The following is a 19,018-nucleotide window of genomic DNA, read 5'->3' on the forward strand; positions in this document are numbered from 1 at the left end:
GGCGCGCCTCAACTGTAGAAACTCTGCGCCAGCGACCCGACCAGCAGTTGCCAGCCGTCGACCAGCACAAAGAGCATGATCTTAAAGGGCAGGGCAATGGAGGCGGGGGGCACCATCATCATCCCGAGCGCCATCAGGACGCTGGCGATCACCAGGTCGATAATCAGGAACGGAATAAAAATGGTGAAACCAATCTGGAACGCGGTTTTCAGCTCGCTGGTCACGTACGCAGGCAGCAGAATGCGCATCGGCACCGCTTCCGGGCCTTGCATCGGGCCGGCATTCGCCAGACGGGCAAACAGGGCGAGGTCCGCTTCACGGGTCTGGCGCAGCATAAATTCACGCAGCGGCTGAGCGCCTTTTTCGAGCGCCACTTGCATCGAGATTTTGTCTTCACTGAACGGCTGATAGGCGTCGGCGTAAATCTTGTCGATCACCGGCGACATAATAAAGAAGGTCAGAAACAGGGCTAAGCCAAGCATCACCTGGTTCGGCGGCGCAGACGGCGTGCCGAGCGCATTTCGCAGCAAACCAAAGACGATGATGATGCGGGTGAAGCTGGTCATCATCAGCAACACCGCCGGAATAAAGGTCAGGGCGGTGATAAACACCAGCGTCTGAACAGGCAGAGACCAGCTCTGGCCGCCGCCCGCCATCGGGGTTGAAATCAGACCGGGTAACTGGGCATGCACGGCAGGAGCAAACAGGCAGAGGCCTGCCAGCGTAAGGGATAACACACGGCGCATCAGGATCTCCCGGAACGCTTAAGCAAACTCTTCATAACGGACTGAAAATCCGCTGAACTCTCTGCACTCTCTGGCGCGGTTTCCGGCGCAGGAGGCAGTTTATGCAGCACATTAATTTGCGTTGCAGTCACGCCCAACACCAGGCGCGCATCTTCTACTTCAACGATCACCACGCGTTCCCGCGGGCCGAGCGACGTACTGGCGCTCACTTTCAGACCGCGCGTGTGGGCGGTTTTACCCGCCAGGCCAAAACATTTGACCAGCCACGCGGCAATCAGAATAAAGGCAATAATACCGAACAGCGCACCGCTCACCTGGAGCAGCGGCGAGCCGGGCACCGCAGAGGGTTGAGATACTGTTGCCTGGGTTTTCATACTTAGCGGCTCAGACGACGCATACGTTCGGACGGGGTAATGATGTCGGTAATACGCACGCCGTATTTATCGGCCACGACGACTACTTCACCCTGGGCAATCAGATAGCCGTTGATCAGGATATCCAGCGGCTCACCGGCCAGACCTTCCAGCGCCACCACGGAACCCTGCGTCAGGCGCAGCAGCTCTTTGATGGTCATCCGGGTACGACCCAGCTCAACGGTCAGTTTTACCGGGATATCCATAATCAGGTCGATATCCTGCAGCGTACCGCTGACGTCACCGCCGCCTAACTGCTGAAACACCGCTTCCGCCGCGCTTTTGCTCGGGGTTGCCTGTTGCTCGTTTAACGCATCAGCCCACAGATCGTCCAGTGCTCCGCTGTTTTCATCGGACGGATTGTTCATGTCACTCATTTGGGCTGTTCCTCATTCAGCGAATTCAATATCGGATTGATCAAGTGCTCAACGCGTAGCGCGTATTGACCGTTAACGGTGCCGTACTGGCTGGTCAATACCGGGACGCCATCCACATGGGCAATAATGCGGTCCGGTTTTTCTATCGGCAGCACATCGCCGGGTTGTAATTTCAGGATCTGGGACAAACGCAGCGGAATATCCGCAAAGCTCGCCACCAGTTCAAGCTGTGAATGCTGCACCTGACGCACCAGATTCTCGCGCCAGTTCTGATCCTCATGGCGTGAGTTTTCCAGCGGTGGGTTCACCAGCACTTCGCGCAGCGGCTCAATCATGCTGAACGGCAGGCAGATATTAAACTCACCGGTCAGGTTGCCGATTTCCACGTGGAACGGGGTATTGACGACGATGTCGTTTGGCGAGGTGGTGATGTTGGTGAATTTCACCTGCATCTCCGAACGCACGTACTCCACTTCCAGCGGGTTAATCGCTTTCCACGCGTCGCTGTAAGATTCCAGCGCCAGCTTCAGCATGCGGTTGATCACACGCTGTTCAGTATGGGTAAATTCGCGTCCTTCGACTTTCGTCGGGAAGCGACCGTCACCGCCAAACAGGTTATCCACGGCGATAAAGACCAGGCTCGGAGAAAACACGAACAGCCCGGTGCCACGCAGTGGTTTCAGGTGGATCAGGTTAAGGTTAGTCGGCACCGGCAGGTTGCGGGCAAACTCATGATAAGGCTGAATGCGGATTGCCCCGACGGTGATGTCCGGGCTACGACGCAGCAGGTTAAACAGCCCCATACGGAACTGACGTGCAAAACGTTCGTTGATGATCTCCAGCGCCTGCAGGCGCTCGCGCACCACGCGACGCTGGGTATTCGGGTCATAGGGGCGAATATCTGATTCGCCACCCTGTCCCGGTACGGGATCATCGCTCTTCTCGCTGTCGCCGTTGAGCAGCGCATCGATTTCCGCTTGAGAAAGAATACTATCGCCCATGTCTCTACCGCAGGATGAAAGCTGTGTACAGAACGTCAGTGACTTCCTGCTTAGGTTGACCTGCTACCAGTGGCGCTGCCAGCGTTTGTTTGATGGCCTCGACCAGCTTTTGCTTCCCGTCATCGGTGGCAAGCCCGGAGGCGTCCTGACGAGAGAAAAGCAGTAACAGGCGGCTGCGCACTTCTGGCAGGTATTCGCTCAGACGGGTGCGAGTTGCGTCATCTTTCAGGCGCAGGGTAATGCCGACATACAGCACACGATCCGCATCACCGAGGTTAACGGTGAAGGTATCCAGTGCGAAAAAGACCGGTGCCGGAGGCGGCGGGGGTTCTGCATGGGCAGCGGCTGACGGCGCTTGTTGTGAACGCCAGTAACTATAGCCAGCGGTCGCACATGCGGCGAGTGTAATTAACACCAGCAGCGGCACCCAAATGGAGCGCTTGCTTTTTTTGGTGATAGCGGAGTCAGTCATCTGATACGAGCTTCCTGTTTCGGTACAGCTAATACAGTGATTATCCCGCGTCCTGCTTTGGTCAAAGCGTGGAAAAGACGGAGATAATCACGCTACCTCTGGCGTTTAGGCAAAGATGTCTACGGCGCTGTTGCCACGCGCGGCGGACTGCAGTGCCGCAGGCGTTGCCAGCAGTTCTTCACTTTCGTCGTTAAATCCACCCTGCTGGCCGGAGCGCGAGGCCTGCTGTTGCTGCTGAGAGGACTGCTGCTGTTGGCCTGCGAAGCTTTCACTGCTGATGGTGCTTTGCGCCAGCTGAATGCCGTTCTCGGCAAGCGAGGTGCGCAGCATCGGCAGCGCCGCTTCCAGCGCAGCACGTACGCTGCCGTGGGCGGAAACCATCTGCAGCTGTGCCTGGTTATCATCAAGTTTAAGCGAAATTTGCACTTGTCCCAGTTCTTCGGGGTGTAAATGCAGTTCCGCGCTCTGCTGGCCCTGTTTGGTATACAAAGTGACGTGCTGGCTGATCGCCTGCTGCCACTCGTGCGTCCCCAGCGGCTGGCTGATCACCGCCGCAGGTGCCGCAACGGCAGGGGGCGGTGCGCTGATACTGTTCGCCAGAATCGGGGGCAAGGTTGCGCTCGATGTCGTCGAAGAGGCGGCGCTGATCGCTTCATGCTTCGCGGCGACCGCTTCCGCCACCGGCGTTAACGGCTGGACGCTGGCCGACAGGGTAGTGCGCTCGGCATCCCCGGTATTGGCCTGCACTTTGCTGTTGATGGCAACATCGGCATTCAACATCGCATTGCGTGATGAAGAGGAGGCGACGCCCGCAGGCTGTGTCGCGATCTCACCGGCCGTGTTCGATGGCGCGATGGCCGCCGTCGCCGTCTGCTGGTGCGGCAGCATCGCCATCAGGGCGCTCAGCCCGGCAAGCTCTTCATCGTTCAGGTCAGTTTTAGTCTCTTCTTTTTGCGCCTGGCCGGTCAGGGCTTTCAGCGCATCGCCGTGGGTGGCAGGCAGCAGGCCCGTCACCAGACCTTCCAGCGGTGCGGTTTTCGCGGCACCGTCGGCGGCGATCTGATCCTGACGCGCCAGCAGAGAGGCGAGTTTGGTCTGAAGGGTGCTATCGCCGTCCTTCAGGATCGCCTCTTTCGACAGCTTGCTGGTGGCGGCTTTCAGGGACGCCAGCGTCAGCGGGGCGTCTTTGCCCTGGCCCTGACCGGCGGTGTCCGTTAAGGCACCCGCCAGCAGGGAGAGAAAATCTTGTGCGCCCTCGGCGCCTTTACCCGTCTGCGTGCCGCCGGACAGGTCAGGGTCGGTCATCAGCAGTTGTTGCAGTGTGATCATTCCGTTTTCCTCATTGATGCGCGCTGGGCAAACTCATCCATTTTCTTCTGATCGAGGCGGTTTTCGGCAAGCAGGGTCGCGGCGGTCTGTCGATCCTGAAGCGTAGTCCAGGCCTGAAGTCGCTGCTTCTTTTCTCGCCAGAAATTGAGTGCCTTATCGACTTTCTGGTCCCACTGGGTCAGCTGCTGGCGATGCTGTTCGATCGCCTTTTCCAGCGTCTGAATAAACTGCTGATAGTTAATCCAGCGCTGGCTGCCAATGCCCTGTGACATATCGGTATTGAGGTTGGTGCGATATTCGTGCTGATAGTCGATTAACATCGTCAACTGTTCTTCAGCCTGCTGATATCCGCGTCGCATTGCGCCAAGCTGCAGTGCGGCATCATCAACTTCTTTTTCAGCCAGATCTTTTAGCGTCGCTAATGCGCCATGTTGCGCCATGATCTTCGCCCTCCACCTGTGTTACACCTGCGGGAATATCAGATCCAAAGCCTGGAGAGAATCTTCCCAGTCGGCACGTTCAAAAATACCTTGTTGCAAGAACGCCTCCAGCTGTGGCCAAAGCGCAATCGCCTTGTCGAGCATCGGGTCGCTGCCTTTGGCATAGGCCCCGACGCTCACCAGATCGCGGTTACGCTGGAAGCTGGAAAGCAGTTGTTTAAAGTTACGCACGCGGGCGTAATGTTTTTCGCTAATCAGCGCGGTCATCGCACGGCTGATTGAGGCTTCAATGTCGATCGCCGGATAGTGGCCCGCTTCCGCCAGATGACGGGAAAGCACGATGTGACCATCGAGGATCGCACGCGCCGAGTCGGCAATCGGGTCCTGCTGGTCATCGCCTTCGGTCAGGACCGTGTAAAACGCGGTGACCGAACCGCCGCCGCTCACCCCGTTCCCTGCGCGTTCAACCAGCGCAGGCAGTTTGGCAAACACCGACGGCGGATAGCCTTTGGTCGCCGGGGGTTCGCCGATCGCCAGCGCGATTTCACGCTGGGCCATCGCATAGCGGGTCAGGGAGTCCATAATCAGCAGCACGTGCTGGCCGCGATCGCGAAAATCTTCAGCAATACGGGTGGCGTAGGCGGCACCCTGCATACGCAGCAGCGGGGAGACATCCGCCGGAGCGGCGATCACCACCGAACGCGCGCGGCCATCGGCCCCGAGAATGTTCTCGATAAAATCTTTAACTTCGCGGCCACGTTCCCCGATCAGCCCCACGACAATCACGTCGGCTTCGGTGTAACGCGCCATCATCCCGAGCAGTACCGATTTACCGACACCGGAACCGGCGAACAGGCCCATACGCTGCCCGCGACCGACGGTCAGCAGGGCGTTAATTGGGCGCACGCCCGTATCCAGAACATGTTCGATGGCGGTACGTTGCAGCGGGTTAAACGGCTGAGTGATCAGCGCCCCGGTTTCGGTGGTGTCCGGTGCGGGCAGTCCGTCGAGCGGTTTCCCTGCGCCGTCGAGAACTCGGCCTAACAGCGCCGGACCGAGGGGTAATTGCTTACCGCTGTGCAGCCCGTCGCCGGAGTTGTTTTTCGCGTACACGCGCGCGCCGGGCAGAATGCCTTCCACCTCTTCGAGGGGCATCAAAAACAGGCGCTGGCCGTTGAAGCCGACGACTTCGCTTTCGACTTCGCGCGTTTCGTTCTGGTCCTGGCGTTCAATCACGCAGGTTGCGCCGAGCGGCAGCTGTAAGCCGGTGGCTTCCAGCACCAGCCCGGTGGCACGGGTCAGACGGCCATAACGACGAACAGATGGCAGTTGCGCCATCTTCGTTTCAAAGTTGTCGAGCGTGTTCAGCCAGCGCGTCAGACGGGCGGTCATCAGACAACTCCCGGTGCGGCCAGGCGGCACAGTTCCTGCCAGCGCGTGGCGACGCTGGCGTCCAGATCGCCTTCATCGGCGGAGACTTTACACCCGCCGTGATGCAGCGACGGATCGCCGCGCAGACGCCAGCCGTGCAGGCTCAGCGTGGCGCCCAGCATCTCTTCGACGCGCTGCAGATCGTCCGGATGGACGCGCAGCTGCGGTTTGCCGCTGAACAAAGGTTCTTGCTGCAGCAAGCCCTGAATCTGTTTAATCAGCGCCGAGTTGTCCACCACCGGCGTATGACCAATCACCTGGCGGGCCGCTTCGAGCGCCATCTGCATCAGGCGCGAGGCGATCACGCTGTCGAGCGCATCGAGCGTGTTCTGGAACTCGCTCACCAGCTGCTGCATCCGCGCATGGACCGGGGCCTGCTGCTGGCGTGACTCCTCCAGACCTTTCTCAAGGCCCTGGGCTTTGCCTTCTTCGTAACCCTGCTGGTGGCCAAGCTGGCGACCTTCATTCATGCCCGCGTTATAGCCTTGCTCATGCGCCTGCATTTGCAGATGCGCCAGCATCTGCGCACGCTGCTCTTCTTCGCTCAGCTCCGGGACATCTTCGTCTGCGCTCTCTTCGCTGGAAGAGGAGGGCAGCAGGGCAGGCATAAACTCCGCCATCGGCGGGGCCAGATCGTCAGGAGTCCAGCGCTTCCACGGCAACTCCTTAGACATACGCATCGTCTCCGCCGCCAATCACCATCTCGCCGGTTTCGGCCAGACGACGTACGATAAGCAGGATCGCTTTCTGTTCGTTTTCCACCTGAGACAGACGAACCGGGCCACGGTTGGCAAGGTCGTCGCGCAGGATATCCGCCGCACGCTGAGACATGTTGCGCAGGAATTTCTCGCGCAGCGGCTGCTCGGCCCCTTTGAGGGCGATAAGCAGGGATTCGGAATCCACTTCCTGGAGCAGGCGCTGGACGCTGCGATCGTCGACTTCGACCAGGTTTTCGAACAGGAACATCTCGTCGATAATTTTCTGTGCCAGCTCGCCGTCGAACTCGCGCACCGCCGACATAACGGCCTCTTCCTGCTGCGATTTCATCAGGTTGATAATTTCGGCTGCGGTTCTCACGCCGCCCATTTTGCTGCGCTTGAGGTTCTGGCCGTCGAGCAGGCCGTTCAGCACTTCGGTCAGCTCCGCCAGCGCCGCCGGCTGGACGCCGCCGAAGGTGGCGATACGCAGCATCACGTCGTGACGCAGACGTTCGTCGAACAGCGCCAGAATATCTGCCGCCTGGCTGCGTTTGAGGTGCACCAGGATGGTGGCGATGATCTGTGGGTGCTCGTCGCGAATAAGGTCGGCGGCACTCTGCGGCTCCATAAAGTTGAGCGTTTCGATGCCGCTGGCGGTATCGCGTGTTTCCAGAATATCTTCCAGCAGGCTGGCAGCACGCTCTTCGCCCAGGGCTTTGACCAGGACCGAACGCAGGTAGTCGTTGGCGTTGACGTTCAGCGCCGCGAACTGTTCCGCTTCCTGCTCAAACTCGGCCAGCACTTCCGTCAACTGCTGGTTGGAGATCTGACGCACGTTCGCCATCGCCGCACTGAGGATCTGAACTTCGCGCTGGGAGAGGTGTTTGAACACCTCCGCCGCACGATCTTCACCGATGGTCATCAGCAGGATGACGCTTTTATCTTTACCGCTAAGGTTACTCATCTTCGTTACCCATCCACTGGCGGATCACCAGCGCGACGACGCGTGGATCGTTATCAGACATTTCGCGAATACGCTGGCTCATGACCTCAGCGCCCATGCGCTGGTTGGCGCGGCGTTGCTGCAGCTGTTCGTCACGGCTCAGGCGAACTTCAACGGCTTCCTGAGTTTCCTGACGAACGCTCATGTTCTCTTGTTCAGCTTTCAGCACTTCCGCACGGCGGTTAAGCTGTGGACGGATGGCTTTACGCCAGATAATCCAGGCAACAATCAGGACCAGTAACCAGCGGCCTGCGGACATCAGCTGGTCGATGAACGACTGCTGTTGCCAGAATGGCAGCTCACCACCGGATTCGTCAGTGACGGTGAACGGAGAGTTGACCACGTTCAGGGTGTCACCGCGTTTTTCGGAGTAGCCCATCGCTTCACGGGTCAGGTCTTCGATCTGCTTCATCTGATCGGTGGTCAGCGGCAGCGGTTTTCCGTCCGGCAGCGTTTTGTAGTTCACCACCACGGCAACGGAGAGACGCTGCACGTCGCCCACGTTCATCTTGGTGTGACGGATGGTGCGATCCACTTCGTAGTTCGTGGTCTCGTTACGGCTCGAGTTACGTGGACCGGTGTTTGCCGCTGCCGTCGAGGTGGTCTGCGCCGCATTCTGCTGGCCGTTCTGCTGATTCGCCGGAGGCGTGGAAATCGGCGCAGTGTTAGCCGGGGCAGGGGTGTTCGACAGCGCACCCGGAACGCCGCCCGGATTCTGGCCGCCGATCTGATCGGTGGTGTTCAGCTGACGCGAACGCATAACTGCCTGAGACGCATCGCCGTTCGGGCTGTACTGCTCTTCGGTTTGTTCTTTATTCGCGAAGTCGATCTGCGCGGTGACCTGAGCGTGGACGTTGCCGTTACCCACGATAGGACCGAGGATCGCTTCGATGCGACGCTGGACGCGGCTTTCCACGTCGGTGGCATATTTCAGCTGCGCGTCATTCAGGTCGCGGCTGCTGGTGTTGGACTGGGTCAGCAGGTGACCGCTCTGATCCACCACGGTGACGTTACCCGGCGGCAGGCCAGCAACGGCGCTGGAGACCAGGTGGGTGATCGCGCTGATCTGGCCTTCGTCCAGCGCACGGCCAGGTTCCAGATTCACGGTCACCGACGCCGTCGGCGATTTTTGTTCGCGCACGAACAGGGACGGTTTTGGCATCGCCAGATGCACGCGGGCGGTTTTCACCGGGCCAAGCGTTTCGATAGTGCGGGCCAGTTCGCCTTCCAGCGCGCGCTGGTAGTTGATCTGCTCGCTAAACTGGCTGATACCGAACTTTTCCTGATCCAGCAGCTCAAACCCAACCGCGCCGCCTTTCGGCAGACCTTGTTGGGCGAGGCGCAGGCGCAGTTCGTGGACTTTATCCGCAGGTACTTCCAGCACACCGTTATCCGCAAAGCGGTAAGGGATGTTCATCTGGGTCAGCTGGGTGACGATAGCCCCGCCGTCCTGATCGGACAGGTTGCTATAAAGGGTGCGATAGTCCGGGCTTTTCGCCCACAGGACCATCGCCACGAGAATCGCAATAGCGGCAGCGCCGGCTACGATCAACGGAATTTTAGGGTTCGCACGCAGGCGGTTCATCCACTCAAGCGATTTGTTTTGCGGTGCTGCAGATGCTGTCGCAGTCATAGCGCACCTCGTGGCTCGTGGTGGATGATGTTATTCGTGTAGTGAAACAAAACTAACTCCCGGGTCGGCAAACACGACAAAAGTTCCATATATATGGCCGAGCTATTATTTGATGAATCCGGATTTTCGATTCGTCAAATAACCTGGTTTTTTGTCGCTATTTACCGCAATTATCCCATTGACAAGGTGCTAGTCTTGTCCTCGTAAAAAACCATCCAGGGGAGAGTCATGGCAATACAAGGCATTGAAGGGGTGATCAGCCAGCTGCAGGCAACGGCGATGACGGCCCGTAATCAGGACGTTTCTGCGGACACGCAATCGACGGTTAGCTTTGCAGGACAACTGCACGCCGCACTCGATCGCATCAGCGACACGCAAAACGCTGCGCGCGCAGAGGCAGAGAAGTTCACCCTCGGCGAACCCGGTGTGGCGCTGAACGATGTGATGACCGATTTGCAAAAATCATCGGTTTCTCTGCAGATGGGGATTCAGGTGCGTAATAAGCTGGTGACGGCTTATCAGGAAGTGATGAACATGCAGGTGTAGTCCCTGCAACGATTGTTATCTTACGCTGGAAGCTTTAACGCTTTAATGCCACAATATTTTTTTCTTCGCAGGCGAGAAAGATGATGAAAAAAAGTATCGTGGTTGGCGCGCTGCTGGCGTTAACCGGTTGTGTGCAGGTCGATAATTATCAGGATGTCATCAAGCATCCAGTCCCTGCTCATCTGGCGGGTTACTGGCAGTCTCACGGACCGCAAAGCAAAATGGTCAGCCCGGAAGCGATTGCGACGCTGGTGGTGACAGAGCAGGGGGATACCCTGGATTGTCGTCAGTGGCAGCGCGTGGTGGCGGTGCCGGGTAAAATCATGCTGCGGTCTGACAGTTATTACAACGTGACCCGCAAGCTGGATATCTATCCGCTCGAACTTGATGGCAACACGCTGGAGTATGACGGCATGGAGCTGCAGCGCGTCGACCGTCCGACGGTGGAGTGCGCGGATTACCTGAGCAAGAACCCGCTTGAGAGTTCGATGAAGTAAGGTTTTTTTGCCGGGTGGCGGCTACGCCTTACCCGGCCTACGGTCCGATTTTGTAGGCCGGGTAAGCGCCAGCGCCACCCGGCACAACCCCCCAACTACAACACTTCCTCCATCACCCAGATACTCACGCTCCCGCCTTTGCAGGTGAACGTCCCTTCGCCGTCGGCGGCGGTGGTGACACTCTCTTCCCGGTTGCCGAGAAAATCACGCCAGCTCTTGTTGCCGTAATTCTCCCCGAGACACAGCACTTTTTCGCCGTCGTCCCCGTTGGACATCACCACTACGCAGCCCGGATCTTCATCGGTGCCGCTGCGGCTGAAGGCAATACAGTTGGGATGATCGAACCACAGCGTCTGCACGCCGTGGGCGAAACGCTGGCGGGCGAGGATCAGCTCGTGGAGCTGCTCAATAACCGGCATCACGATAGGATAAGTTTCCCCGTCGCCGCCGGTATCTTCATAGCTCGCGCCAAACAGATCCGGATAGAACACGCTCGGCACGCCGTTTTCGCGCAGCAAAATCAGGGCATAGGCCAGCGGTTTAAACCAGGCTTCCACCGGTGCCTCCAGCGCCTGTAAGGGCTGGGTGTCGTGGTTGGCGACCAGCGTCACGGCATGGAACGGATCCACCTCCACTAAAGTCCCGGTGAAGATCTGACTCATGTCGTAGTCGCGGCCCTGGCGGGAGGCTTCGTGGAATTTCATCTGCAGCGGGGCGTCGAAGAGCATGGTTTTGCCCTCGACCTGCTCGATGTATTGCTGGAGTTTATCAACTTCGTGGGACCAGTATTCCGCCACAATAAACAGCGGTTTGGGTGCCACTTCCTGCACGTGTTCAATCCACTCTTTATAGAACCAGGCCGGAATATGCTTCACCGCATCGAGACGAAAACCGTCGCAATGGGTTTGCTCCATCACCCAGCGCGCCCAGTATTTCAGCTCCTCCGTCACCGCGTGATTGCGAAAATCGATGTTCTCGCCCATCAGGTAATCGAAATTGCCCATTTCGTCGTCGACCTGATCGTTCCAGCCGTCGCCGGTGTAATCATTGACGATTTTGAAAATGCTGTCTTCGTTGGGGTTTTCAATATGGTCGATGCCGCTAAAGCATTTGAAATCCCAGATAAACTCGGAGTATTTCCCGCCCCGGACGGGGAAGGTGTAGCGGGTCCAGGCTTCGCATTCGATGATCTCATCATCAATCTGCGTCCGGTCCTGCTCATTCACTCGCTGCACGCGGATCGACTCTTTCTCATCCGCGCCCATTTTGTGGTTCACTACCACGTCCAGCAGTACGGCGATCTCATTGCTTTTTAAGGCGTCGATGGCCTCCAGCAACTGCGCTTTATCGCCGTATTTGGTGGCGACAGACCCTTTTTGATCAAACTCACCGAGATCGAACAGATCGTAAGAGTCATATCCGACGGAATACCCGCCCGATGCCCCTTTGTAAGCCGGGGGCAGCCAGATCATGTTGATGCCGATTTCGTTGAGATTGGGGGCCAGCGCCGTCACTTCCCGCCACAGCTCGCCGCCAGTGGGGTAATACCAGTGAAAACATTGTAACAGAGTGGGGTTTTTCATCTTCCGTGCTCCAGAAGCCGTTAGGCTGACTTCTGGAGTATGGATGATGAAATCATAGTTGGTTATCGCGAGTCAGACTTTCTGGATAAAGAATATTTCCGGAAAGCTTGCCATAGGCCGAAGTTATGGACTGTTGTTTCGTCGTTTGGTCGATGAGATTACGCAGCTCATCCATGCGGATAGCCAGCAGCTCTTTTAGCTCTTTCTCATTTTTCAGCACCATCTCTAACAGGTATCGCGCCTGTTCAATCTGGGCCGCATGAGCAGATGGTATAGAATTCTGCGAGATGCGTTCAACCAACTGCACATAGGAGATTTCGTGGGCGATGAGCTCATCCCACTGGCCGGAATGAGCAAGTTTTAACATCGCCAGGCTAAGGCTGTGCAGGGCCTGCCAGTCGTTAAGAGCGGTGCTGGGATTCGTCATCAAAATTTATCCTGGAGAGAGGAAACGGTCGGGCCTATCTGTTTCCACGCATCCGCAATGTTATTTAATATACCCTCGATCTCGACAATGGCCTCGACGTCATTACGCAGGTTAGCGTGTAACAGACGTCGAACCATGTAGTCGTACAGTGCAGCGAGGTTGCCAGGCAACTCGCTATCAACCTCCATGTTCAGTCCCGCTTTTAAGCCATTATCGATAATGTTGATCGCTTTCGATAAGGCTTCACCTTTCTCGGCAATTTTCCCCTCTTCGAGGAAAAGCCGGGCGCGAACCAGGGCACTAAGTGCCCCGTCGAAAAGCATGACCACAAGCTGATGCGGAGTTGCGCTCAGAACCGCGCTCTCCAGCCCGACCTGCTGATAGGCTCGGGCGCCGTTTTGTGCATACATATACGTTCCTTAACCGCTAAGAACTAAATTGCTTGGTGAGGTAAGCGGCGGTGTTATTCAGCTTGCTCATCATGGTGTCCAGGTTAGTGAACTGACTTTTATAACGCGCCATGGTGGCATCAATACTGGCTTCCATCGCGGTGTAGCGCTGATCCAGAGACTTCAGCGTACTGTTGATCCCGTCGGTGGCGTTCTTGATGATCCCTTCTTTACCGGTTGTGGTGCTGAGCATCCCGGTAAGTACCGTGGACATCTGCGTCGCCAGACCGGTCTTTTTACCGTCGCCCACGAAGTAGGCCTGTACGGCATCCGGGCTTTCACTCAGCACTTTGGTCAGTTTGGCGTCGTCGACTTTCAGGTTGCCCATGGAGCCATCGGCACCCACGGTTGGATCCTGGGTCACGCCCAGCTGAGCCATAATCGAGAACGCCCCGTCCTGTACGTTGGTCAGCAGGCTGCGCAGCTGAGACTGTACGGAACGCACGGTGTTATCACCCAGCAGCGCACCATTGCTGGTGGACTGATCGGCACCGGCATCCACTTTCACGTACTTGGTGACCGTGGCGATGGTGGATTGCAGGGCGTTATAGGAGGTGACCCAGTCGTTTACCGCTTTTTTGGTGGCATCGGTAGAGCGGGTGACATCCAGATTTTCACTCTTGGTGCTTTCTGCCTTCAGGCTTAAAGTCACGCCCGGCAGCGCATCGCTGATGGTGTTGGTTGAACGCTCGATTTCGATGTCGTTCACCACCACTTTGGCGTTTTGCGAAGCCGTTTGCTGATTCATGGCACCGGTGTGGGTGGATGAATCAAAACCAATGATGTTCTGAAGCGCATCATCGCCGGTCACGGAGACCGTCATGTCGTTCGCGGTGCCGGTGGTTTTTGATGCCAGCATCAGCGTAAACGCACCGTCTTTGGCTTTAACGACCGTTGCGTTGACGCCGCCATTCGCTTTGTTGATCGCGTTAGCGATACCGCTCAGGCTGGTGTCACCGTCTTCCAGCGTTACGCTGATCGGCTTATCAATGCCTGGCTGAGAAATTGTCAGAGTACGCGTGGTACCTGTGGTGCTGCCCAGCTGTGCGGTGGAGCTGGTCTGGCTGTCAGTGGTCAATACCTGTGCTTTAGCCAGCGCTTTCACCTGTACCGAATACGAACCTACTGCCGCACCTGCCGTGGTGGTGGCGCTGAACGCGGTATTGGTCGAACCAATGGTGGCGGCGTTCCAGGTATCGTTCTTGGCCAGAGCCGCAGTCGCGGTGTTCAGGTTCTGCATCGCGCTTTGCAGTTTACTAAAGGCACTCAGCTGCGCATTAAAGGAAGACTGCTGCGTGGTAATGGTATTGAGCTTCGTTTTTTCCGCTGTCTCAAGGTTCGTGTACAGCGAACTCAGGTCCAGTCCAGAGCCGACCCCCATGCTGGTTATCGTCGCCCCTGAGGTAGTGATTGTACTTGCCATTAATTCATTTCCTTTAGCCAATGGTAGTTTCAGATACTTATCGGCGACTTCTGGAGATAGTTTACGTTTTAGTTAAAAAAATTATCGACGGAATAACGCGCAACGATGCGGTCATATGCCTCTATTGCGGTCTGGAGGTATAAAGAAGGGAAGGGTAAGAGAGTTAAGCGTGGATTAATAATTTAGCTTAGTGCACCAGTTAAATTAACATCTGAAGAGAATGATGAGGCATTTACAGGATTTAAAACACATTAAATACAAAGGGTTAAATTTTTTCTGACTTAAGTTCTAAAGTCTTATTCAGACCCGTCGATAACCTTCATAACGCTGAGAGACGCCGTGAGTCACCGGCACTTACTCATAACACTATATTGAAGGAATCGAACCATGGCTGTTATTAATACCAACCTGCTGTCCCTGACCACTCAGAACAACCTGAACAAATCACAGTCTTCTCTGGGCACCGCCATCGAGCGTCTCTCTTCTGGTCTGCGTATCAACAGCTCTAAAGATGATGCGGCTGGTCAGGCGATTGCAAACCGTATGACCTCTCAGGTTAAAGGCATGACTCAGGCGGCGCGTAACGCCAACGACGGTATCTCCCTGGTGCAGACCGCGGAAGGTAACCTGAACGAGATCAACACCAACTTACAGCGTATCCGTGAACTGGCCGTACAGGCAGCGAACGACACTAACGGCACGACTGACCTGGACTCCATCAACACGGAAATCACCCAGCGTCTGTCTGAAATCGACCGTATCGCCGGTGGCGCGAACTTCAACGGCAAAAACCTGCTGAACGGTTCTGTATCTACCGCTCTGAAAATCCAGGTTGGCGCAGGTGTTTCTTCTAACGACACCATCGCGATTGACAGCTCTGCGCTGATCAACGCCACTTCCGGTTCTCTGAGCACCACCCTGAGCACCACCATCGCGGGCAACTCCTCTGCGCAGACCGTGATCTCTGCTGCTGACGCCGCTATCGCGAAAATCGATACCGCACGTTCTAACATGGGTGCGATTCAGAACCGTTTCGAATCCACCATCAACAACCTGAACAACTCCATCAACAACCTGTCTGCGGCCCAGTCCCGTATCCAGGATGCTGACTACGCGACCGAAGTGTCTAACATGTCCCGCTCGCAGATCCTGCAGCAGGCTGGTACTTCAGTGCTGTCTCAGGCGAACCAGGTTCCTCAGGCGATGCTCTCCCTGCTGCGTTAATTTCGCAGAATTCTTAAGAAAGGGTTGCTGGAAACGGCGGCCCTTTTTTTATCGTTTTTCACCAGCCTCAGTGCCGCTCATTTTTGTCAGAGAAGTCCGCCCCTGATAGCGATCTATTTTTAGCGAAAGGTCTAAAGTCTTTCCCCAGCTCGTCGATAACCTTAATAACGCTGAGAGCTGCCGTGAGTGACCGGTACCGACTCATAACACTATATTAAAGGAATCGAACCATGGCCGTTATTAATACCAACCTGTTGTCCCTGACCACTCAGAACAACCTGAACAAATCTCAGTCTTCTCTGGGCACCGCCATCGAGCGTCTGTCCTCTGGTCTGCGTATCAACAGCTCTAAAGACGATGCAGCGGGTCAGGCGATTGCAAACCGTATGACCTCTCAGGTTAAAGGTATGACTCAGGCGGCACGTAACGCCAACGACGGTATCTCCCTGGTGCAGACCGCGGAAGGTAACCTGAACGAGATCAACACCAACTTACAGCGTATCCGTGAGCTGGCCGTACAGGCCGCGAACGACACCAACGGCACGACTGACCTGGATTCCATCAACACGGAAATCACCCAGCGTCTGTCTGAAATCGACCGTATCGCTGGCGGCGCAAACTTCAACGGCAAAAACCTGCTGAACGGTTCTGTATCCACCGCGCTGAAAATCCAGGTTGGCGCAGGTGTTTCTTCTAACGACACCATCGCGATTGACAGCACTGCGCTGATCAACGCCACTTCCGGTACCCTGAGCAGCACCCTGAGCACCTCTATCGCAGGCAACTCCACGGCTCAGACCGTGATCTCTGCGGCTGACGCCGCGATTGCGAAAATCGATACCGCACGTTCTAACATGGGTGCGATTCAGAACCGTTTCGAATCAACCATCAACAACCTGAACAACTCCATCAACAACCTGTCTGCGGCACAGTCCCGTATTCAGGATGCTGACTACGCGACTGAAGTATCCAACATGTCCCGCTCGCAGATCCTGCAGCAGGCGGGTACTTCAGTGCTGTCTCAGGCGAACCAGGTTCCTCAGGCGATGCTGTCCCTGCTGCGTTAATTTCGCAAAAATATCGAAAAGGGTTGCTGGAAACAGCAGCCCTTTTTTTTTGCCTGCGGTTTTTTATTAATTTAGGTGAAATTAATTTTTATTAGGGAAATAAAAAGACGGGGCGGATCTATTTTTAGTGAAATAGCTAAAGTCTTTCCCTTATTCGTCGATAACCTTAATAACGGTGAGAGATACCGCAGGTGCCTGGCACTGACTTTTAAAACTTATTTGAAGGAATTCAATTATGGCAGTTATTAATACCAACCTGTTGTCCCTGACCACTCAGAACAACCTGAACAAATCACAGTCTTCTCTGGGCACTGCTATTGAGCGTCTGTCTTCTGGTCTGCGTATCAACAGCTCTAAAGACGATGCAGCGGGTCAGGCGATTGCTAACCGTATGACCTCCCAGGTTAAAGGTATGACTCAGGCGGCACGTAACGCCAACGACGGTATCTCCCTGGTGCAGACCGCGGAAGGTAACCTGAACGAGATCAACACCAACTTACAGCGTATCCGTGAGCTGGCCGTGCAGGCCGCGAACGACACCAACGGCACAACTGACCTGGACTCCATCAACACGGAAATCACCCAGCGTCTGTCTGAAATCGACCGTATCGCTGGCGGCGCAAACTTCAACGGCAAAAACCTGCTGAACGGCTCTGTGTCTACCTCCCTGAAAATTCAGGTTGGTGCGGGTGTTTCTTCTAACGACACCATCGCAATTGACAGCACGGCGCTGATCAACGCCACTTCCGGTTCTCTGAGCACCACACTCAGCACCACTATCGCGGGTAACTCCACGGCTCAGACCGTTATTTCCGCAGCTGACGCCGCTATCGCGAAAATCGATACCGCACGTTCTAACATGGGTGCGATTCAGAACCGTTTCGAATCAACCATCAACAACCTGAATAACTCCATCAACAACCTGTCTGCGGCACAGTCCCGCGTACAGGACGCTGACTACGCGACCGAAGTCTCTAACATGTCCCGCTCGCAGATCCTGCAGCAGGCCGGTACGTCTGTGCTGTCTCAGGCGAACCAGGTTCCTCAGGCGATGCTCTCTCTGCTGCGTTAATTTCGCAGAAATATCCAAAAGGGTTGCTGGAAACAGCAACCCTTTTTTTTGCATATTATTTATTAATAAGTTCGGTGAATCTAATTTTTATTAAGTAAATAAATCAAAGAGGGCAAATTATTTTTAGCGAAATATCTAAAGTCTTCCCTTAATACGTCGATAATCTTAATAACGGTGAGAGACGCCGCGAGTGCCTGGCACTGACTTATAAAACTAAATTGAAGGAATTTAATCATGGCAGTTATTAATACAAACCTGTTGTCCCTGACCACTCAGAACAACCTGAACAAATCTCAGTCTTCTCTGGGTACCGCTATCGAGCGTCTGTCTTCTGGTCTGCGCATCAACAGCTCTAAAGACGATGCAGCGGGTCAGGCGATTGCTAACCGTATGACCTCCCAGGTTAAAGGTATGACTCAGGCGGCGCGTAACGCCAACGACGGTATCTCCCTGGTGCAGACCGCGGAAGGTAACCTGAACGAGATCAACACCAACTTACAGCGTATTCGTGAGCTGGCCGTACAGGCCGCGAACGACACCAACGGCTCGACCGACCTGGACTCCATCAACACGGAAATCACCCAGCGTCTGTCTGAAATTGACCGTATCGCTGGCGGCGCGAACTTCAACGGCAAAAACCTGCTGAACGGCTCTGTGTCTACTTCCCTGAAAATTCAGGTTGGCGCGGGTGTTTCTTCTAACGACACCATCGCGATCGACAGCACTGCGCTGATCAACGCCACTTCCGGTACCCTGAGCTCCACCCTGAGCACGGCGATCAGCAACAACGCCTCAGCACAGACCGTGATCTCTGCTGCTGACGCCGCTATCGCGAAAATCGATACCGCACGTTCTAACATGGGTGCGATTCAGAACCGTTTCGAATCAACCATCAATAACCTGAATAACTCCATCAACAACCTGTCTGCAGCACAGTCCCGCGTACAGGATGCTGACTACGCGACCGAAGTGTCTAACATGTCCCGCTCGCAGATCCTGCAGCAGGCCGGTACGTCTGTCCTGTCCCAGGCGAACCAGGTTCCTCAGGCGATGCTGTCCCTGCTGCGTTAATTTCGCAGAAAGAACAAAGGGGTTGCTGGAAACAGCAGCCCTTTTTTAGGTCTGCGGGACTTCGATCTTTTTTTTACAAAATATCTAAAGTCTTAGTTCATGCCGTCGATAACTGT

21 protein-coding genes are annotated in these 19,018 nt (G+C 55.8%); 6 read left to right on the forward strand and 15 right to left on the reverse strand.

All coding sequences use genetic code 11. From position 1 onward, the window contains the following. Window positions 1-8 precede the first annotated feature (8 nt). The 11 genes from fliP to fliF form a co-directional block, all read right to left on the reverse strand. A complete protein-coding gene (fliP, locus tag AC3WS9_RS08310; RefSeq protein WP_282495392.1) occupies window positions 9-746 on the reverse strand; it encodes a flagellar type III secretion system pore protein FliP in 738 nt (245 codons plus the stop codon). Further along, window positions 746-1,120 (reverse strand): flagellar biosynthetic protein FliO, encoded by a 375-nt coding sequence (fliO, locus tag AC3WS9_RS08315; protein ID WP_492487737.1) that lies wholly within the window; start codon window positions 1,118-1,120, stop codon window positions 746-748. Before fliO ends, fliP begins: the two co-directional genes overlap by 1 nt. A gap of 2 nt (window positions 1,121-1,122) precedes the next feature. Next, window positions 1,123-1,536, reverse strand: a complete 414-nt coding sequence (gene fliN / locus AC3WS9_RS08320; protein ID WP_282495394.1) for a flagellar motor switch protein FliN — start codon at window positions 1,534-1,536, stop codon at window positions 1,123-1,125. Further along, a complete protein-coding gene (gene fliM / locus AC3WS9_RS08325; RefSeq protein WP_282495395.1) occupies window positions 1,533-2,537 on the reverse strand; it encodes a flagellar motor switch protein FliM in 1,005 nt (334 codons plus the stop codon). Before fliM ends, fliN begins: the two co-directional genes overlap by 4 nt. A gap of 4 nt (window positions 2,538-2,541) precedes the next feature. After that, complete coding sequence (gene fliL, locus AC3WS9_RS08330) at window positions 2,542-3,009, reverse strand: flagellar basal body-associated protein FliL (protein WP_282495396.1); 468 nt, start codon at window positions 3,007-3,009, stop codon at window positions 2,542-2,544. 105 nt (window positions 3,010-3,114) lie between these two features. Then, the gene (fliK, locus tag AC3WS9_RS08335; RefSeq protein ID WP_492487739.1) at window positions 3,115-4,338 is read right to left on the reverse strand and encodes a flagellar hook length control protein FliK; all 1,224 of its coding nucleotides are present in this window, start codon (window positions 4,336-4,338) and stop codon (window positions 3,115-3,117) included. Continuing rightward, on the reverse strand, window positions 4,335-4,778 hold the full coding sequence (gene fliJ / locus AC3WS9_RS08340; protein WP_282495398.1) for a flagellar export protein FliJ: 444 nt from the start codon (window positions 4,776-4,778) through the stop codon (window positions 4,335-4,337). Before fliJ ends, fliK begins: the two co-directional genes overlap by 4 nt. A 21-nt stretch (window positions 4,779-4,799) precedes the next feature. After that, window positions 4,800-6,170 (reverse strand): flagellar protein export ATPase FliI, encoded by a 1,371-nt coding sequence (gene fliI, locus AC3WS9_RS08345; protein ID WP_282495399.1) that lies wholly within the window; start codon window positions 6,168-6,170, stop codon window positions 4,800-4,802. After that, complete coding sequence (gene fliH, locus AC3WS9_RS08350) at window positions 6,170-6,883, reverse strand: flagellar assembly protein FliH (protein ID WP_282495400.1); 714 nt, start codon at window positions 6,881-6,883, stop codon at window positions 6,170-6,172. The genes fliI and fliH overlap by 1 nt, the downstream gene beginning before the upstream one ends. Further along, on the reverse strand, window positions 6,876-7,871 hold the full coding sequence (gene fliG / locus AC3WS9_RS08355; protein ID WP_282495401.1) for a flagellar motor switch protein FliG: 996 nt from the start codon (window positions 7,869-7,871) through the stop codon (window positions 6,876-6,878). The genes fliH and fliG overlap by 8 nt, the downstream gene beginning before the upstream one ends. Then, window positions 7,864-9,543 (reverse strand): flagellar basal-body MS-ring/collar protein FliF, encoded by a 1,680-nt coding sequence (fliF, locus tag AC3WS9_RS08360; RefSeq protein ID WP_282495402.1) that lies wholly within the window; start codon window positions 9,541-9,543, stop codon window positions 7,864-7,866. Before fliF ends, fliG begins: the two co-directional genes overlap by 8 nt. Window positions 9,544-9,771: 228 nt before the next feature. Between fliF and fliE the strand changes: the two genes are divergently transcribed. After that, entirely contained in the window at window positions 9,772-10,089 is a 318-nt protein-coding gene (gene fliE / locus AC3WS9_RS08365; RefSeq protein ID WP_282495403.1) for a flagellar hook-basal body complex protein FliE, read from the forward strand. Between the two features lie 83 nt (window positions 10,090-10,172). Then, window positions 10,173-10,586: a lipoprotein YedD gene (yedD, locus tag AC3WS9_RS08370; RefSeq protein WP_492490311.1), complete on the forward strand. Its 414-nt coding sequence runs from the start codon at window positions 10,173-10,175 to the stop codon at window positions 10,584-10,586. A 95-nt stretch (window positions 10,587-10,681) separates the two neighbouring features. Here the strand turns inward: yedD and amyA are convergent, their stop codons facing one another. Genes amyA through fliD form a run of 4 tightly spaced genes read right to left on the reverse strand, consistent with a single transcriptional unit; the run spans window position 10,682 to window position 14,468 of the window. Continuing rightward, the gene (gene amyA, locus AC3WS9_RS08375; RefSeq protein ID WP_492487743.1) at window positions 10,682-12,169 is read right to left on the reverse strand and encodes an alpha-amylase; all 1,488 of its coding nucleotides are present in this window, start codon (window positions 12,167-12,169) and stop codon (window positions 10,682-10,684) included. Between the two features lie 52 nt (window positions 12,170-12,221). Beyond that, complete coding sequence (gene fliT / locus AC3WS9_RS08380; protein WP_282495405.1) at window positions 12,222-12,596, reverse strand: flagella biosynthesis regulatory protein FliT; 375 nt, start codon at window positions 12,594-12,596, stop codon at window positions 12,222-12,224. Further along, window positions 12,596-13,006 carry a flagellar export chaperone FliS gene (gene fliS / locus AC3WS9_RS08385; RefSeq protein ID WP_282495406.1) on the reverse strand — a complete coding sequence of 137 codons (411 nt, stop codon included), beginning with the start codon at window positions 13,004-13,006 and terminating at the stop codon, window positions 12,596-12,598. The genes fliT and fliS overlap by 1 nt, the downstream gene beginning before the upstream one ends. Window positions 13,007-13,022: 16 nt before the next feature. Continuing rightward, window positions 13,023-14,468: a flagellar filament capping protein FliD gene (fliD, locus tag AC3WS9_RS08390; protein ID WP_282495407.1), complete on the reverse strand. Its 1,446-nt coding sequence runs from the start codon at window positions 14,466-14,468 to the stop codon at window positions 13,023-13,025. A gap of 387 nt (window positions 14,469-14,855) precedes the next feature. Here fliD and AC3WS9_RS08395 point away from each other — a divergent pair, with 387 nt between their 5' ends. The 4 genes from AC3WS9_RS08395 (at window position 14,856) to AC3WS9_RS08410 (ending at window position 18,902) form a co-directional block, all read left to right on the forward strand. Beyond that, window positions 14,856-15,692, forward strand: a complete 837-nt coding sequence (locus AC3WS9_RS08395) for a flagellin N-terminal helical domain-containing protein (protein ID WP_282495408.1) — start codon at window positions 14,856-14,858, stop codon at window positions 15,690-15,692. 230 nt (window positions 15,693-15,922) lie between these two features. Beyond that, window positions 15,923-16,759, forward strand: a complete 837-nt coding sequence (locus AC3WS9_RS08400) for a flagellin N-terminal helical domain-containing protein (RefSeq protein WP_282495409.1) — start codon at window positions 15,923-15,925, stop codon at window positions 16,757-16,759. Window positions 16,760-16,994: 235 nt separating this feature from the next. Beyond that, window positions 16,995-17,831: a flagellin N-terminal helical domain-containing protein gene (locus tag AC3WS9_RS08405; RefSeq protein ID WP_282495410.1), complete on the forward strand. Its 837-nt coding sequence runs from the start codon at window positions 16,995-16,997 to the stop codon at window positions 17,829-17,831. A 234-nt stretch (window positions 17,832-18,065) separates the two neighbouring features. Beyond that, window positions 18,066-18,902: a flagellin N-terminal helical domain-containing protein gene (locus tag AC3WS9_RS08410; protein WP_282495411.1), complete on the forward strand. Its 837-nt coding sequence runs from the start codon at window positions 18,066-18,068 to the stop codon at window positions 18,900-18,902. The last annotated feature ends 116 nt before the right edge of the window (window positions 18,903-19,018 follow it).

This window comes from Lelliottia sp. EB106-05-01-XG201 (genome assembly GCF_058791735.1).

What these genes read in the sequence shown, in the direction of transcription:
- fliT (WP_282495405.1), bottom strand. Translation starts at nt 12,596, where the DNA reads ATGACGAATCCCAGCACCGCTCTTAACGACTGGCAGGCCCTGCACAGC.
- fliE (WP_282495403.1), top strand. Translation starts at nt 9,772, where the DNA reads ATGGCAATACAAGGCATTGAAGGGGTGATCAGCCAGCTGCAGGCAACG.
- fliO (WP_492487737.1), bottom strand. Translation starts at nt 1,120, where the DNA reads ATGAAAACCCAGGCAACAGTATCTCAACCCTCTGCGGTGCCCGGCTCG.
- fliK (WP_492487739.1), bottom strand. Translation starts at nt 4,338, where the DNA reads ATGATCACACTGCAACAACTGCTGATGACCGACCCTGACCTGTCCGGC.
- fliH (WP_282495400.1), bottom strand. Translation starts at nt 6,883, where the DNA reads ATGTCTAAGGAGTTGCCGTGGAAGCGCTGGACTCCTGACGATCTGGCC.
- fliJ (WP_282495398.1), bottom strand. Translation starts at nt 4,778, where the DNA reads ATGGCGCAACATGGCGCATTAGCGACGCTAAAAGATCTGGCTGAAAAA.
- AC3WS9_RS08400 (WP_282495409.1), top strand. Translation starts at nt 15,923, where the DNA reads ATGGCCGTTATTAATACCAACCTGTTGTCCCTGACCACTCAGAACAAC.
- fliS (WP_282495406.1), bottom strand. Translation starts at nt 13,006, where the DNA reads ATGTATGCACAAAACGGCGCCCGAGCCTATCAGCAGGTCGGGCTGGAG.
- yedD (WP_492490311.1), top strand. Translation starts at nt 10,173, where the DNA reads ATGAAAAAAAGTATCGTGGTTGGCGCGCTGCTGGCGTTAACCGGTTGT.
- fliP (WP_282495392.1), bottom strand. Translation starts at nt 746, where the DNA reads ATGCGCCGTGTGTTATCCCTTACGCTGGCAGGCCTCTGCCTGTTTGCT.
- AC3WS9_RS08395 (WP_282495408.1), top strand. Translation starts at nt 14,856, where the DNA reads ATGGCTGTTATTAATACCAACCTGCTGTCCCTGACCACTCAGAACAAC.
- AC3WS9_RS08405 (WP_282495410.1), top strand. Translation starts at nt 16,995, where the DNA reads ATGGCAGTTATTAATACCAACCTGTTGTCCCTGACCACTCAGAACAAC.
- fliL (WP_282495396.1), bottom strand. Translation starts at nt 3,009, where the DNA reads ATGACTGACTCCGCTATCACCAAAAAAAGCAAGCGCTCCATTTGGGTG.
- fliD (WP_282495407.1), bottom strand. Translation starts at nt 14,468, where the DNA reads ATGGCAAGTACAATCACTACCTCAGGGGCGACGATAACCAGCATGGGG.
- fliI (WP_282495399.1), bottom strand. Translation starts at nt 6,170, where the DNA reads ATGACCGCCCGTCTGACGCGCTGGCTGAACACGCTCGACAACTTTGAA.
- amyA (WP_492487743.1), bottom strand. Translation starts at nt 12,169, where the DNA reads ATGAAAAACCCCACTCTGTTACAATGTTTTCACTGGTATTACCCCACT.
- fliG (WP_282495401.1), bottom strand. Translation starts at nt 7,871, where the DNA reads ATGAGTAACCTTAGCGGTAAAGATAAAAGCGTCATCCTGCTGATGACC.
- AC3WS9_RS08410 (WP_282495411.1), top strand. Translation starts at nt 18,066, where the DNA reads ATGGCAGTTATTAATACAAACCTGTTGTCCCTGACCACTCAGAACAAC.
- fliN (WP_282495394.1), bottom strand. Translation starts at nt 1,536, where the DNA reads ATGAGTGACATGAACAATCCGTCCGATGAAAACAGCGGAGCACTGGAC.
- fliM (WP_282495395.1), bottom strand. Translation starts at nt 2,537, where the DNA reads ATGGGCGATAGTATTCTTTCTCAAGCGGAAATCGATGCGCTGCTCAAC.
- fliF (WP_282495402.1), bottom strand. Translation starts at nt 9,543, where the DNA reads ATGACTGCGACAGCATCTGCAGCACCGCAAAACAAATCGCTTGAGTGG.